12 protein-coding genes are annotated in these 14,935 nt (G+C 43.7%); 10 read left to right on the forward strand and 2 right to left on the reverse strand.

All coding sequences use genetic code 11. The features are described 5' to 3' along the window. The first annotated feature begins 5 nt into the window (after positions 1-5). The 8 genes from purD to DK430_RS02995 all read left to right on the forward strand — a co-directional run bounded on the left by purD (position 6) and on the right by DK430_RS02995 (position 9,483). Entirely contained in the window at positions 6-1,295 is a 1,290-nt protein-coding gene (gene purD, locus DK430_RS02960; RefSeq protein ID WP_109077630.1) for a phosphoribosylamine--glycine ligase, read from the forward strand. 97 nt (positions 1,296-1,392) lie between these two features. After that, on the forward strand, positions 1,393-2,622 hold the full coding sequence (locus DK430_RS02965) for a DUF711 family protein (RefSeq protein ID WP_109077631.1): 1,230 nt from the start codon (positions 1,393-1,395) through the stop codon (positions 2,620-2,622). 96 nt (positions 2,623-2,718) lie between these two features. Then, positions 2,719-3,414, forward strand: coding sequence for a YidX family protein (locus DK430_RS02970; RefSeq protein WP_162616799.1), 696 nt, complete (start codon positions 2,719-2,721; stop codon positions 3,412-3,414). Between the two features lie 138 nt (positions 3,415-3,552). Then, positions 3,553-4,095 carry a hypothetical protein gene (locus DK430_RS02975; protein ID WP_109077633.1) on the forward strand — a complete coding sequence of 181 codons (543 nt, stop codon included), beginning with the start codon at positions 3,553-3,555 and terminating at the stop codon, positions 4,093-4,095. A gap of 133 nt (positions 4,096-4,228) precedes the next feature. Beyond that, positions 4,229-5,491, forward strand: coding sequence for a serine hydroxymethyltransferase (gene glyA, locus DK430_RS02980; protein WP_109077634.1), 1,263 nt, complete (start codon positions 4,229-4,231; stop codon positions 5,489-5,491). Between the two features lie 204 nt (positions 5,492-5,695). Further along, the gene (locus tag DK430_RS02985) at positions 5,696-6,841 is read left to right on the forward strand and encodes a tetratricopeptide repeat protein (RefSeq protein ID WP_109077635.1); all 1,146 of its coding nucleotides are present in this window, start codon (positions 5,696-5,698) and stop codon (positions 6,839-6,841) included. A gap of 445 nt (positions 6,842-7,286) precedes the next feature. Next, positions 7,287-8,291: a hypothetical protein gene (locus DK430_RS02990; RefSeq protein ID WP_109077636.1), complete on the forward strand. Its 1,005-nt coding sequence runs from the start codon at positions 7,287-7,289 to the stop codon at positions 8,289-8,291. 70 nt (positions 8,292-8,361) lie between these two features. Then, positions 8,362-9,483 carry an SEL1-like repeat protein gene (locus DK430_RS02995; protein ID WP_109077637.1) on the forward strand — a complete coding sequence of 374 codons (1,122 nt, stop codon included), beginning with the start codon at positions 8,362-8,364 and terminating at the stop codon, positions 9,481-9,483. Positions 9,484-9,621: 138 nt separating this feature from the next. Here DK430_RS02995 and DK430_RS03000 read toward each other — a convergent pair whose 3' ends face one another. After that, positions 9,622-10,077, reverse strand: a complete 456-nt coding sequence (locus DK430_RS03000; protein ID WP_109077638.1) for a hypothetical protein — start codon at positions 10,075-10,077, stop codon at positions 9,622-9,624. A gap of 317 nt (positions 10,078-10,394) precedes the next feature. Next, on the reverse strand, positions 10,395-11,453 hold the full coding sequence (locus tag DK430_RS03005) for a hypothetical protein (RefSeq protein ID WP_109077639.1): 1,059 nt from the start codon (positions 11,451-11,453) through the stop codon (positions 10,395-10,397). A gap of 361 nt (positions 11,454-11,814) precedes the next feature. Between DK430_RS03005 and DK430_RS03010 the strand changes: the two genes are divergently transcribed. Together DK430_RS03010 and DK430_RS03015 are read left to right on the forward strand one after the other, a co-directional pair. Continuing rightward, a complete protein-coding gene (locus tag DK430_RS03010) occupies positions 11,815-13,695 on the forward strand; it encodes a PTS mannitol transporter subunit IICBA (RefSeq protein ID WP_109077640.1) in 1,881 nt (626 codons plus the stop codon). 85 nt (positions 13,696-13,780) lie between these two features. Further along, positions 13,781-14,929, forward strand: coding sequence for a mannitol-1-phosphate 5-dehydrogenase (locus DK430_RS03015; RefSeq protein WP_109077641.1), 1,149 nt, complete (start codon positions 13,781-13,783; stop codon positions 14,927-14,929). The last annotated feature ends 6 nt before the right edge of the window (positions 14,930-14,935 follow it).

The raw sequence follows: 14,935 nt of genomic DNA on the forward strand, positions 1-14,935 counted from the left end.
AATAAATGAACATTCTCATCATCGGAAACGGCGGTCGTGAACACGCCCTTGCTTGGAAAGTAGCACAATCTCCTCTTGCGACGAAAGTTTTCGTTGCGCCCGGCAATGCAGGTACAGCCTTAGAAAATAACGTAGAAAACGTTAATATCTCCGCCACTGATATTCCTGCTTTGGTGAAATTTGCTCAAGATAATCAAATCGGTTTAACCATCGTGGGGCCTGAAGCACCGCTTGTGATTGGTGTGGCGGATGCGTTCCGCGCAGCTGGGTTAAAAATCTTTGGACCGACTCAAGCCGCCGCGCAGTTAGAAGGTTCCAAAGCCTTTACCAAAGATTTCTTGGCGCGTCATCAGATCCCGACGGCGGAATATCAAAACTTCACCGAAGTGGAGCCAGCACTGGCTTACTTGCGCGAAAAAGGCGCGCCGATAGTGGTGAAAGCGGACGGTTTGGCAGCGGGCAAAGGCGTGATTGTGGCGATGACGTTGCAAGAAGCGGAAGATGCTGTGCGCGATATGCTTTCCGGTAATGCCTTTGGTGAAGCGGGTAGTCGCGTGGTGATTGAAGAATTTTTAGACGGCGAAGAAGCCAGTTTTATTGTGATGGTGGACGGCAAAAATGTGGAGCCGATGGCAACCAGCCAAGACCATAAACGCGTGGGCGAAAAAGATACCGGTTTGAACACCGGCGGTATGGGGGCGTATTCGCCTGCACCGGTTGTTACACCTGAAATCCACGATCGTATTATGCGCGAAGTGATTTATCCGACCGTGAATGGCATGGCGCAAGAAGGCAATGTGTACACCGGTTTCTTATATGCCGGCTTGATGATTATGCCAAATGGGCAACCGAAAGTGATTGAATTTAACTGCCGTTTCGGTGATCCGGAAACCCAGCCGATTATGCTGCGCTTGGAGTCGGATCTTGTAGAACTTTGCTTGAAAGCCAGTGATGGCAAGCTGGATGAAGTGAAATCGCAATGGAATCCGAAAGCCTCCTTAGGCATTGTGTTAGCTGCGGAAGGTTACCCGGGCGATTATCGCAAAGGAGATGAAATTACAGGTCTTCCAAAAAGTGCGGTGGAAAATGAAAAAGTTTTCTTAGCCGGTGTGGAAGCCAAAGATGGCAAATTGCTCACCAACGGAGGACGCGTGTTATGTGCCACGGCTTTAGGTGAGAGCGTATTCGACGCGCAACAAAAAGCCCTGAAACTTGCCGAGCAAATCCAATGGAGCGGACGTTTCTATCGTAGAGACATCGGTTATCGTGCGGTAGCGCGTGAGCAACAAAAATAATTGAAAAAACGACCGCACTTTTTTGTAAGTGCGGTTTTTTCATTCGTTGTAAAGTGATAGTATGCTGAGACCATTTTAAAAAAAATAAGGAAATTGAATGGATTATCAAAACAAATCCCTTTGTCGCATTCGTACCATCAGCTTTTTTCTGACCTTGCATAAAGACAAATCCCAATGGGCGACGGCACTTAATTCCGTTAAGCGTGAGGTGGATGTGTTACTGCCTGCGGTGGAAAAATCGGGCTATACTTTGCAATCCATTCGAATTATTACCAATCCTTTCGGCGAATATTTGGATTTAACGAATCTGGAAAGCGCCAAAGCGGATTTGCAATATTTAACGGAACTGCTGAACAAATTGAACGAAAGCGGCGTGCGTATTCGTTTTGCTATCGGGGCTGCAACCAATGCGCAGGAAATTGCGTTATTGCCTGAACTCATCGCCGCTTATGGGGATTTGTGTAATGCCTGTGTGAATGTGCCGTTAGATGACAACGGCGTGTTGGACAATGCTCTGATTGAACAGTCCGTGCAAGCGGTGCAACGTATTGCAGAAATCACACCGCGCGGTGAAGGCAATTTCAATTTCACCGTGAATTTTAACTGCAAACCCTTCATTCCTTATTTCCCGGCAGGTTACCATTTGAGCCATTTGCCAAACAGTTTCGTAATTGGCTTGGAAACGCCGGATTTATTGGTCGCCGTGCTGAAATCTGTGCCGAAATCCGAGCATAATTCATTTTATGCCGATTGTTATCGCGCTATGTCTCAAGCCCTTCAATACCATGTTGATGAAGTTTTGGCGATGTTAAGTGCGGTCAAATTATCCGGCGATTTTGAATTTGCCGGTATTGATAGCTCGGCGGCACCATCCAAAAATTGTGCACCGATGACGGACGTGTATGAACTCATGGGCGTGCCGTATTTTGGTGCGGCAGGAACTGTGGAGGTTTCGGCGTTATTAACCAAGGTGTTTAAATCCGTGCAAAATGTGCCGTTGGTGGGCTTCTCAGGATTAATGTTAGCCGCGACGGAAGATTTAGGTTTGGCTGCCGGCACACAGAAACAACAATTTGATATTCGCGCGTTGCTGACTTATAGCGCAGTTTGTGGCATCGGTTTGGACACCGTACCGGTGGCGGGCAATGCCGGCGCGGAAAGTATTGCAGCAATCATGCGCGACACGGGTACCATGGCGTTTCGCTTAAATAAACCGCTAACCGTGCGTTTGTTCCCGATTCCGAACAAAATTGCCGGCGAGATGTCGGAGTTTGAGAGCGATGATTTGTGTAATTGTCGTATTTTGGATATTCCGTATTCGGGATGAAAAAACACTAAAAAAATGCACCGCACTTTTGAGCGGTATGATGTGGTTTTTATCTCTGTTTTTAGTCTTTATGAGCTACTCAACAATTTGACAAATATGAAAAAATTATTATTGAGTTTTATTCTTTTCGTGACAGCTTTTATGTTGAACGGATGTACTAAGTTATTGTGGCAGGATTTCGGTGAAACAAAAACGGAAGTGGTTCATATAAAAACACAGCAAGATGATTTGGATGCCTTTGGCATTATTAAAGATAAGCAGAATCCTGATCGTTTAGTGATGACAGGTGGGTTTTGGTATGTCATCGATCCGGAACAAAGCAAGATACTGTTGCCATTGCTAACGCGAAACAAATTATCCCGCCCATTGAAATTAGTCGAGTATCGAAGCCATGAAGGGGAATATCGGGCTACCGATCGAATAAGAGCTACGTTGAACCGCAAAGACAGTACGTTTTCCGCTTATGTCTGCTTAGGTTATAAGCCTCATTCCGATGCAGATGTAAAACAGTTAAAAAAACTTGATTTTAATTTTGATGAAAAGAGTAAATTTTGGGGCAACTGCTTCCATGCAAATGGAAAGGTTTATATGAAGCTGGATAGCGTAAAAGCAGATACCCCGCTTAGAATCAAAGTTCCGATTGAGTTGGAGCTTGTCGATTATAAAACAAAAAGAAATTTTGATGGTTTGGATACTAAAGTTATTTTAACCCCATTAACTTTAGCATTTGATGCTGTTTTTTATTCATTAGGAGGGATTGAAACTTTAGTGGATAAAGAGGCTGAAAAATAGTTGCAAACATGTCTAAGCTATTTTTAGCTAAATAAAAGCGTGCTTGGTTCCGTATTTGCTTTGTCAGGTTTTAAGTGATTTTGTGCAAACAATCGGTGCTCTGGTGGCTTAACTTTTGTGAATATAGAGGATAAACACATGAAAAAACTCATTTTACTCGGATTAACGTTTTCTTTTTTAAGCGGCTGTACGCTACCCGATATGCTGGACGACGGCAAAATTACCCAACGTAAAGTCAGCGGGGAGTGGCAATGTACCAGCACTTACCCTGAACATAATTTAAAAACCGTGAATAATCTCAGACTTAATCGGGATGGCACATTAGTGAATAACAGTTCTATTATTGAACCGATTGATAAGCCGTTTTTCGTTTATGAAACGACGGGTTCGGGCACATGGCAGTTCAATGAGGTTGACCATAAATTAACTTATACGATGACCACCAATTCCGTGCAACGTAAGCATACCGAAGAGGCATTGGATGCCATTGAAAAAGATTCCAGATATAAACCTTACGAAGAAAATTTGTTTAAGAAATACAGCAAACGCGTAAACAAAGCGAGCACCATTAATTTTGTGGTAACCTCACTGACACGTAATGCCGAGCTTGGCAAAGATGTGATGGTGTTAGCGCAAAAAACGGCACAAAAAAGCTACACCACATCCTGTATTCGCCAATAACAACGATAAATACCGCCGGGTGAAAATTTTTCATGTTTAAGATGAAAAAAACACACCCGGTTTTATTAAAATTTCGCGGCGAAATTGAGTACAATAAGCCGCAGTTCCAATTCACTACCAAGAGGAAAACACCATGTTTAAAAAAAGTATGAATATTGCCGATTACGATCCCGTGTTATGGCAAGCCATTCAAGATGAAAATCGCCGTCAGGAAGAACATATCGAATTAATTGCCTCCGAAAACTATGCCAGCCCGCGCGTAATGGAAGCGCAAGGCTCACAATTCACCAATAAATATGCAGAAGGCTATCCGGGCAAACGTTATTACGGCGGTTGTGAGTACGCGGACATTGTGGAACAGCTTGCCATTGATCGCGCAAAAGAATTATTCGGAGCCGATTATGTGAATGTACAACCGCATTCCGGTTCACAAGCCAATGCGGCGGTTTACATGGCGTTACTCAATCCGGGCGATACCATTTTAGGTATGAGCTTGGCACACGGCGGTCACTTAACCCACGGCGCGTCCGTGAGTTTCTCCGGTAAAATTTATCATGCGGAACAATACGGCATTACCGACGAAGGTTTGATTGACTATGATGCCTTACGCAAACAAGCGCACGAGGTAAAACCGAAAATGATCGTGGGCGGTTTCTCCGCGTATTCTCAAGTGGTGGATTGGAAAAAAATGCGCGAAATCGCCGATGAAGTTGGCGCGTATTTATTCGTAGATATGGCGCACGTTGCGGGCTTAATCGCCGCCGGCATTTATCCGAACCCATTGCCGTATGCGCACGTTGTGACCACTACCACCCACAAAACCTTAGGCGGTCCGCGCGGCGGTTTGATTCTGTCTGCTTGCGGCGATGAAGAAATCTATAAAAAACTCAATAGTGCCGTATTCCCGGCAGGGCAGGGCGGTCCGTTGGTGCACATCATTGCGGCGAAAGCGGTGTGCTTCAAAGAAGCCTTGGAACCGGAATACAAAGTGTATCAACAAAACGTGTTGAAAAACGCCAAAGCCATGGTGGAAGTGTTCAAACAACGCGGCTACAAAGTGGTTTCCAACGGCACTGAAAATCACTTGTTCCTAGTGGATTTGGTCAGCCACGGCTTAACCGGTAAAGCCGCCGATGCCGCATTAGGCAAAGCAAACATCACCGTGAACAAAAACTCCGTACCGAACGATCCGCAAAAACCATTTGTGACGTCCGGTATTCGTGTGGGTACCCCTTCCGTCACCCGTCGCGGCTTTAACGAAGCGGATGTGAAAGAACTGGCAGGCTGGATGTGCGATGTGTTAGATGCCATCGGCAAAGATAACGAAGCACAAGTGATTGCCGACACCAAAGAAAAAGTGTTGGCAATTTGTAAACGCCTTCCGGTTTACGCATAATTTCAAACAAACGAAGAATAATTAAAGCGACAATGAAAATTGTCGCTTTTTCTTTGTGGGTATTTTGTTGATTTTTAAGTATTTTATTTCTGCTTGTGCGTTGAGAACTTGAGTGGATTGATATATTATCCCGCACAATTCATCATTCATTTTTATTAGCCAAAGTGCGGTGATTTTTAACCGCACTTTTTTAAGAGGAACATTATGCCATCCAATATCGCTGTAATACTCGCATCAAGCCTTTTGAGTTTTTCGACAAATTTGGCAATAACGCAAGGCTTGGAAAAATCCGCCGTGATGATCGATCCCATGCCCATGACGGCGGAACAACGTGCGGAAAAAGCCAAGGCATTATTTGAACAAGGGTTTGAATATCAATATGGCGTAAACCAACGACAAGATAGCCGGCTTGTGCATGAGTATTTTCGCGAAAGCGCCAAACTCGGCAATTCGGACGCCATGATTTTCCTTGCCGTCGATCTCTTTAATGAAGGAGATATAACCCAAGCCACGGAATATGCCAACGCCGCCCTAAAAGCCGGAAATGAGGCCGCCAATTATATGTTAGGCTTTCTTTCGGAAAGACGCCCCTTATCACAAGCGGAGGCAGAAGAATTTTATAAGAAAGGTTTTACAGCCCTAAAAGCTAAGTTTGAACAAGGTGATTGGCATTATGCCGGTTGGCTTGGTTATGCTTACCTTCAAGGCATTGGCACAGAAGAGAATCGACAATTAGCAATACAGGCTTTCACAAGAGCGATGGAACATGGTGTTGTTTCTGCTATAGGGCAACTGGGCTATATTGCTCTTATGGATAGGGATATTGAAAAAGCCAAAACATTACTCCTAAAAGCCGCTGAATTGAATGATACATTCGCCCAATCTCATTTAGGTTTTACTGTGTATAAAGAGGGTTCGAAAGAATCTTTATATTGGTTGGATAAAGCGGCTCAAAATGGCAATGGTGAAGCCATTTCGCATTTAGCTGAATATTATCGCGAAAATGATCCGAAAAAGACGCTTTATTACTATCAAAAAGGCGCAGAAATGAATGAGCCGGATTCCCTACTCGCCTTAAGTGAACTCTATGAAGATGGCGACATCGTGGAAGAAAACCCGCAAAAAGCCTTGGAATTTTTAAAACGCGCAGCAAAAGCCGGCAACGGCGATGCGATAACTGAACTGGTAAAACGTTATTTAACCGGCACGGGCGGTGTGGAAAAAGATGAAAAACAAGCTGCCTACTGGTGGAAAGAATTGGGCTTTAAAGACGATGAAGGCAACGAAGCCTTTAAAACGTTTAAAAAGGATATTTTAGAGCCAAGCTTAAAAGCGTTTGAAAGCAAATAACTCGACGAAAATTGACAAAGTGCGGTCAGATTTTATTGTATTTTTTATAAAATCTTAGATGCATTTGACAGTATATATCTAACAATAGAGACGCATGTTAGGAAATGCGCGCCATCAAATGGGGATTTTGCCAAACAATTCTTTTTAAAAGCCTATTTCCACCATTTCAATGATGACTGGAAAATTGATTACGAAGCATTAAGCGAATTTATTTCAACGAGCACAGGCACAGATTTTGAAATAACCTTTGAAGAAGCCTTAGATGAATTTGAACCGATTAAAGCCAAAGTGGAAGAAAAAAACGATCACACTGCGCTGGATGTCGAAACGGCGGCGATGATGTGCTGTTGTTAATCTGCCACAAAGATGTACAATACCGCGCCTTAGAACTCGCCCGAATGTTGGATTTCCCGATTGAAGGGTAAAAGGATAATTAGGAGAAAAAATGTTTTTATTTGAATACGATTATTTTGTGGTGATTGCGTTTTTGATTGCCTTTGGTGCATGGATTATGGAGATGAGAAATAACCGCCATAAAGACGAAAGCCAACGCAGTCACATCGCCTGTGTACTGATGGTGATTTTGTTTTTTTTGAGTTTACCTGTAGTTTGCGTGGCGGTATTGTATCTTTTCATTTATTTATTGTTTGCTGAACATCACCGCCCCCTTGAATATCGGCAAGCAACGGCTGCCGAGATTCAGCAATTTCAAGACAAAGGCATTCAGATCCCGCAAGGCTCTTGGTTGGAAATAAATGGCAACCACAAAGAAATACAGAGGATTTACCTTACCGAAGAACAATCAGGAAATATTTCTTGGGGAGCGTCTCAGTTTAAAGAGCTTTTTTTGGGGGCGACTGGATATCTCAGTTTTAAGCTCACAGGCATGCAAGGCAAAAGTGAACTGCCGGCAGTGGTGGAAATAGATGGACGCCATTGTTTAACCAATATGGATTTACGTTTTAAACGTAAAAATAGCCAAACCATTGACAGTTACCGGCCTGACGATTACGTGCTGGATGGTTGCACAGTTGCAAATTTTAGCGTGCAAACGCCGCAAGGCACACTGAATTTAGACGGTAGCACCTTTTTTAATATTAATTATAACAATATGGTTAGACCAGAAGAGACAGAGACTCTGCAAAAATTTGGCACATTGGAAACCTATTATCCTGTTGGCTACATTTTTAGCTTACCTGTGCCTAATGGAAAAATTCTCTTAAACGAAATTTACACAGACAACCAACAACAGTTTATCGGGTTTGGCGGTCGCTTTATGGGGGAATACGATGACGTGATAAAAATTGGCGAATGTGAATATGATCCTTACGTCAATATCACTCTTACAGATTTAACCGCAACCACCGCCCACTGGCATTTTTCAGGCAAAGACCTTGCTGAAAACTGCAAAATGCAGGTGTTGCCGTATAAGTTGGTGATTGAAAAATAATTCACAGATATTTATGCCGTGGATAACAAGCTATCCATCGGCATAAATAACCTCAAACACAAGGATAAAAATGTTAAAAACCATTTCAATCATTGTCATCACCGTATTAAATCTAAATACGCCGTTAGACGAGATAAAAACGCCGCAAAATTCCACCGCACTTTTGACAAGTCAACAAGCTCAAATGACAACCGAGCAGGTTAATGCGCTTTTTGAAGAGGGCTTTGATTATCGCTATGGAATCACACAACCCATTAATAATAAAAAAGCGAATGAGCTTTTGAAACAGGCTGCCGATCTTGGCAATGCCGATGCAGCTTTTTTCTATGCGCTGAATATGATCAACGACGGAAATCTTGATGAAGCCGAGATCTATACCGAAAAAGCGAGAGTCCTTGGAAATGATAAAGAGCCTTATCTTCTAGCTGAAATCGGCATAGAAAGAGGCATGCCTGAAGCACTATATACCGAAGATTACCGTCAAGCCTTTAACGCCATGAAAAATGCAGTGGATAAAGGCGATTTACACTATGTGAATTTAGTCGGTTACAGCTATCGTTATGGCATCGGCACAAAGGAAAATACCAAAAAAGCCATTGCCTACTTTAAACTTGGCGCAAAACAGGGCAACACATTATCAATGGGGCATTTAAGTGAAATTTATCTTGAACAGGATAAGCTTGAGCAAGCCGAACCGTTTCTCTTCACATCTGCAGAAAAAAATAACCCGGTGGCACAATATAACTTAGCCTATCATGTCTTTGAGCCTGGGGACCCGAAATATATCTATTGGATGGAAAGAGCGGCTGAAAACAATAATGTTGACGCATTAAATGCCTTGGGAGTCCATTATGATGGCGAAAAAGCCATTGCATATTTACAAAAAGCAATTGATTTGGGCGATGATTTGGCTCCTTATTTGCTAAGCACCCTTTATCGTGAAGGCGAAGACGTACCGGCAGATAAGAAAAAATACCGCGAATATTTAGCCCTTGCCGGCGAACGGGGAAATATCGATGCCTTAGGTGCTTTAATTAGCTGGGCAGTTGATGAAAAAGATGATGAAAAAGGCATTTATTGGATGAAAAAAGCCTATGAGATCGATGAAGGGATTTTTGAAGATTTTAAAGAAGAATTTAAAAATTCGCCTCGCTATCAAGAGATCCTCGCCATTCCAGAAAACAGCGAATAAGTTAAATAAGCCATATTAAGTGCGGTCATAAAAATAGCGTTTTTGTGACCGCACTTGGTTGTAAAAGAAAGGTATGCGTTGGGCGTCGTCATCTGGAGATATCTTATAAACTTGCTACAAATTCATTTTATTATGGGATTAAATATGTTTGGATTTCCTACTAAAAACGGCAAGTAATGTCCAAAAGGAGAGGAGTGAACAAGCAAAGAAAAGCGCTGCCATTGCATATTCCGCAAAACTGTCATCCTCAGGATCGGGTCTTTTTATTATCTGCGGTTCATTCACTAAATATTGCCGTTTTATACTGCCGCCCGTCATTAAGATATCACGTTCCGCCGTATTGACTTGATAAGTCTTTAATATAATAAGGCGGTTTCCTTCTGTCATAAATTTAACATCACCACGATGCCATTTACCTGATTTGCCAACCGTTTCAAAATGATAGTGCTTATCAGCATAGACATCAGCAATTTTTGACGGTTCGTCGGCAAAGCGCGCCAGTTTATTACCTTTTTGCACGAAATAAAAAGTCGTCATCCAGAGAAATAGCGTGATTGAAAACGCCAAAATAATGAAAAGAATTTTTCTAAGCATATCGTCCCTTAAGGAATTAAATGGATTTGAGAAAATAATACTTTATTTCATAGAAATTAAAATCACTTAAAACAGACAAAATTTGTATTGTACTCCCCCTCTGATAGCGCAAGCGTCCACGCTTGTGTTTTGTTTATTCTTACGGCACAAGCGCGGACGCTTGCGCCATCGTTAAGGAGCTCGTTTCCCAATGTGTGCCTAAATCTGTTAGTTACAAACACACGCTATAAGGGTGCGCTATCGTTTCCTCTATTCTTTCATAGATAGTGCCGGCATTAATTGCCATCATCGCTATTTGTTAAAAACGCCTCAAATTTCTACCGCACTTTTCTCACTTCCATTTTATATGGCAACACCTGCGTTTGGCATTCCTTGGCAATTTCACGGGTTTCACTTTCAAAATGCCAAGTTGCCTTGCCTTGATTGAAATCCGTTAAAAGAATGGATGTTCGATAAGGCACATAATCACAATTTCCGATTCTCACCTTGCTGTCATTTTCCACTGCGTAGCTTTCATTTTCCACTTCGTGGCTTTCTTCGATTTCTTCTTGCGGAGGGTCAGTTAACCGTAGATCCAATGCTAATAAACGGTTTTGCTCATCCGTATAAGCTTCTTCAAGTTTAACCCAGGCATTTTTTGATTGGTTTTGTGTATGAAATGTGATCACATCCTCATACTGATTGACTTCATACCGAGCCGCCACATTTTTCGGTAAAAAAGGGCTTTGGAAAAGCTCAACCGTATTGGCTTGATAACTGGGGTTAGTCAACTTAAGTGTTGGAGAGAAATTTTTAAAGGTGACAGTGGCAACCTTGCAACTATCAAGCCTGTAATCTTCAAAACGTAGTGAAGTCTCAGTAGTATTGGGTTTAGCACGATAAATAGGCATCTGGTCATCAACGCAAACCACATCTTTTACCCCCATCACATGAATAGCCGGGTTATTAATGGAAAAAACGGGCACATTCGAGACCAAATTAAAGCCATCAAGCTGCAAGTTTCCCCAAGGAATGGTGCTACCTTCAGGTGCCCTTAATTGGCGCTGATCACCACTGTCCTCGACAGCAATGATTGTTCCAGCCGGCAAATTCGGCAAACCGCGCTCGGCGAATTCTTGAATTTCTTGTTCGGTGGCAAGGCGTTCGGTAATGAAACTGTGATCTTTTTCAAATCCTGATGCAAAGGAAAGAATAAAAAAAGCGATCCAGCCGGCAATGATTCCGTCCACAACCAAAAATAAAATGAGAAAAGTGCGTGCAGTATTACGGCGTGCCTCGGGGGATTTATCTCGATTGTTTTCCCATTCAGCTAACCATGCCAAAAAAGCAATAAACGTGCCCGCAGCTAAAAGTAAGCCAATTGTTTCAGCATCCATAAAAGTTCCTTTGTGCTAATAAAAACCTGGGTATTTTAATGAATTTCAAGAGGATAAGCGACATTATTTATGCTATTGCCGATTCTATAATTGCGGATGTTAAGAAGAGAAAACGTGATGGGGAAATAATAAAAGTGCGGTGTGTTTTTCAAGTGTTTTTTATATCGTTATCTTCCGAAAAAATGTGATCTATATCACAAAATTATGGCAGTAAATTCAAAACTGTGATCTTGGTCACATTTTATAAAAATATTGATTAAAAAATATTGTGATGTAGTTCACATTTTCGCCTAAAAAAGTTTCTGACTAAAATTTTCTTGTGCTATTTTGACCGCACTTTAAACCTGTGACGGAGACAATTATGTTATCAGCAAATGCGAAAGTGAAGATTCAAAGCTTCGGACGCTTTTTATCGAATATGGTGATGCCGAATATCGGCGCGTTTATTGCCTGGGGTTTTATTACGGCATTATTTATTCCGACCGGTTGGTTGCCGAACGAGACGTTGGCGAAATTGGTCGGCCCGATGATTACTTATTTATTGCCGTTATTAATCGGTTATACGGGCGGTAAATTGGTTGGCGGCGATCGCGGCGCGGTGGTCGGTGCGATTACCACGGCAGGTGTGATTATCGGTACGGATATTCCAATGTTCTTAGGGGGGATGATTGCCGGTCCGACAGGCGGTTGGGCGATTAAAACCTTTGATAAATGGGCGCACGGTAAGATCAAAAGCGGTTTCGAGATGTTGGTCAACAACTTCTCCTCCGGCATTATCGGGATGATTCTGGCGATTTTGTTCTTCTGGGTTGTGGGTCCGGTGGTGAAATCTTTAACCGAAGTGTTGGCGGCGGGCGTAAAAGTGTTGGTGGATAACAATTTGTTACCATTGACCTCGATTTTCGTCGAACCTGCTAAGATTTTGTTCTTAAATAACGCGATCAACCACGGTATTTTCTCACCGCTTGGTATTCAACAATCACAAGAATTCGGTCAATCTATTTTCTTCTTAATTGAAGCGAATCCGGGCCCGGGCTTGGGTGTGTTGTTAGCCTACATTTTCTTCGGTAGAGGTTCTGCCAAACAAACCGCAGGCGGTGCGGCGGTGATCCACTTCTTCGGCGGTATCCACGAAATTTATTTCCCTTATGTGTTGATGAATCCGCGTCTCTTGCTTGCGGTCATCGCTGGCGGGATGTCAGGTGTGTTCACGCTGACTTTATTTAACGCGGGCTTAGTGTCACCGGCGTCTCCGGGTTCTATCATTGCGGTATTGCTCATGACACCGAAAGCCTCCTTAGTGGGCGTGTTGAGTTCCGTGGTGGTGGCTTGTGCCGTTTCCTTTGCGTTGTCCGCCTTCTTCTTGAAAATCCAAAAAGAAGAATCCACCAACTTGGAAGAAATGCAAGCGGCATCAAAAGCGATGAAATCCGGCAATGCCAATCAAGGCGTCGTGACCGATTACAAAGGCTTAACCAAAATTTATGTTTCTTGCGACGCTGGCATGGGCTCCAGTGCCATGGGCGCGAGTATGTTACGCAAGAAAGTGAAAGACGCGGGCTTGCCGTTGGATGTCACCAACGTAGCGATTAACGACTTGCCGGAAGATGCCCGTTTGGTCATCACTCACCAAGATTTAACCTTGCGTGCGAAAAAACAAGTGCCGAACGCCATGCACTTATCCTTAACCAACTTCTTGGATAACAAATTCTACGACAGTTTGGTACAGGATTTGAAAGAGCAGTTAAGCGCACAGCCGACAGCAGAAACTGCGCCGACGAAAGAAGACGTGGTGGAAGTGAACGGCACGAAATTCACCTTAACGCCGGAACAAATTTTCTTAGGTCTAAAAGCCGATAACAAAGAAGACGCCATTCGTTTTGCCGGCGAGCAATTAGTCAAAGCGGGCTTTGTTGAACCGAGCTATGTGGATGCCATGTTCGAACGTGAAAAACTGGTATCAACTTACCTAGGCGAAGGCGTTGCCGTGCCGCACGGTACGATTGAAGCGAAAGATGCGGTGCTGAAAACCGGTATCGTAGTGTGTCAATACCCGGCAGGCGTACGCTTTACCGAGGAAGAAGACGGCGTTGCCAAACTGGTAGTGGGTATCGCGGCGAAAAACAACGAGCATATCCAAGTGGTATCGGCGATTACTAACGCCTTGGACAGCGACGAAGCCATTGAATTGCTGACCACCACCAACGATGTGGAAAAAGTGTTGGCGCTGTTAAAACCGTAAAGGGTAACGGAAAAGTGCGGTGTAAATTTGCAGTGTTTTTTACACCGCCTTTCACAACAAATTTATTCAAACTCGGAGTCATAACATGAAAGCATTACATTTCGGCGCGGGCAATATCGGCCGCGGATTTATCGGAAAATTGTTAGCGGGCAGCGGCATTGAAGTGATTTTTGCCGACGTGAATGATAAGGTCATCGACCTGCTCAAAGCGCAACGCGCTTATCCCGTCAAAATCGTCGGTGATAGCGTGAATACCGTAGAAAAAGTGACCAATGTCACCGGTGTGAATTCCAAAGATGAAAATGCCGTCATCGATTTATTCAACAGCGTGGATTTAGTCACTACGGCGGTAGGCCCGAACGTATTGAAAATCATAGCCGGCACCATTGCGAAAGGCTTGGTTGCCCGTTTTGCCGCCGGCAATAATACGCCGTTAAATATCATCGCCTGCGAAAATATGGTGCGCGGCACGACTTTTTTAAAAGAACAAGTCTTCACCCATTTAACGCCGGAACAACAAGCCAAAGCCGAAGAACTGGTGGGTTTCGTGGATTCCGCCGTGGATCGTATTGTGCCGCCGGTACAAGCGGATGAAAGCGAGCCGTTGTTGGTTACGGTGGAAGAGTTCAGCGAATGGATTGTGGACGAAACCCAATTTAAAGGGCAAATCCCGGCGATTGACGGCATGGAAAAAACCGACAATCTGATGGCGTTTGTGGAACGCAAATTGTTCACCCTAAACACCGGACACGCTACCACCTCCTATTTAGGCAAATTGAAAGGCTATCGCTTTGTGAAAGAAAGCATTGAAGATGCAGGCATTAAAGCAGATGTGAAAGCCACTATGGAAGAAAGCGGCGCGGTGTTGATTAAACGTTACGGATTTGACCCGCAGGCGCACGCGGCGTATATCGAAAAAATCCTCAAACGTTTCGCTAACCCGTTCTTGGTGGATGACGTGGATCGTGTGGGGCGCGAACCTTTGCGCAAATTAAGCTACAACGACCGTCTAATCAAACCGTTGCGCGGCACGCTGGAATACGGCTTACCGAATCAGCATTTGATTAACGCTATTGCGGCAGCCTTGGCGTACCGCAACGAACAGGATCCGCAAGCGCAGGAATTGGCAACATCCCTTGCCGAAAACGGCGTGGCGGAAACCGTGCGCAAATACACCGAGTTGCAGGATAACGCAGTGATTGAACGCATTGTGGCGGCGTATCAGGCAATTTAAACGAAC

It is taken from the genome of Aggregatibacter kilianii, from assembly GCF_003129965.1.
GTDB classification, from domain to species: Bacteria; Pseudomonadota; Gammaproteobacteria; order Enterobacterales; family Pasteurellaceae; genus Aggregatibacter; species Aggregatibacter kilianii_A.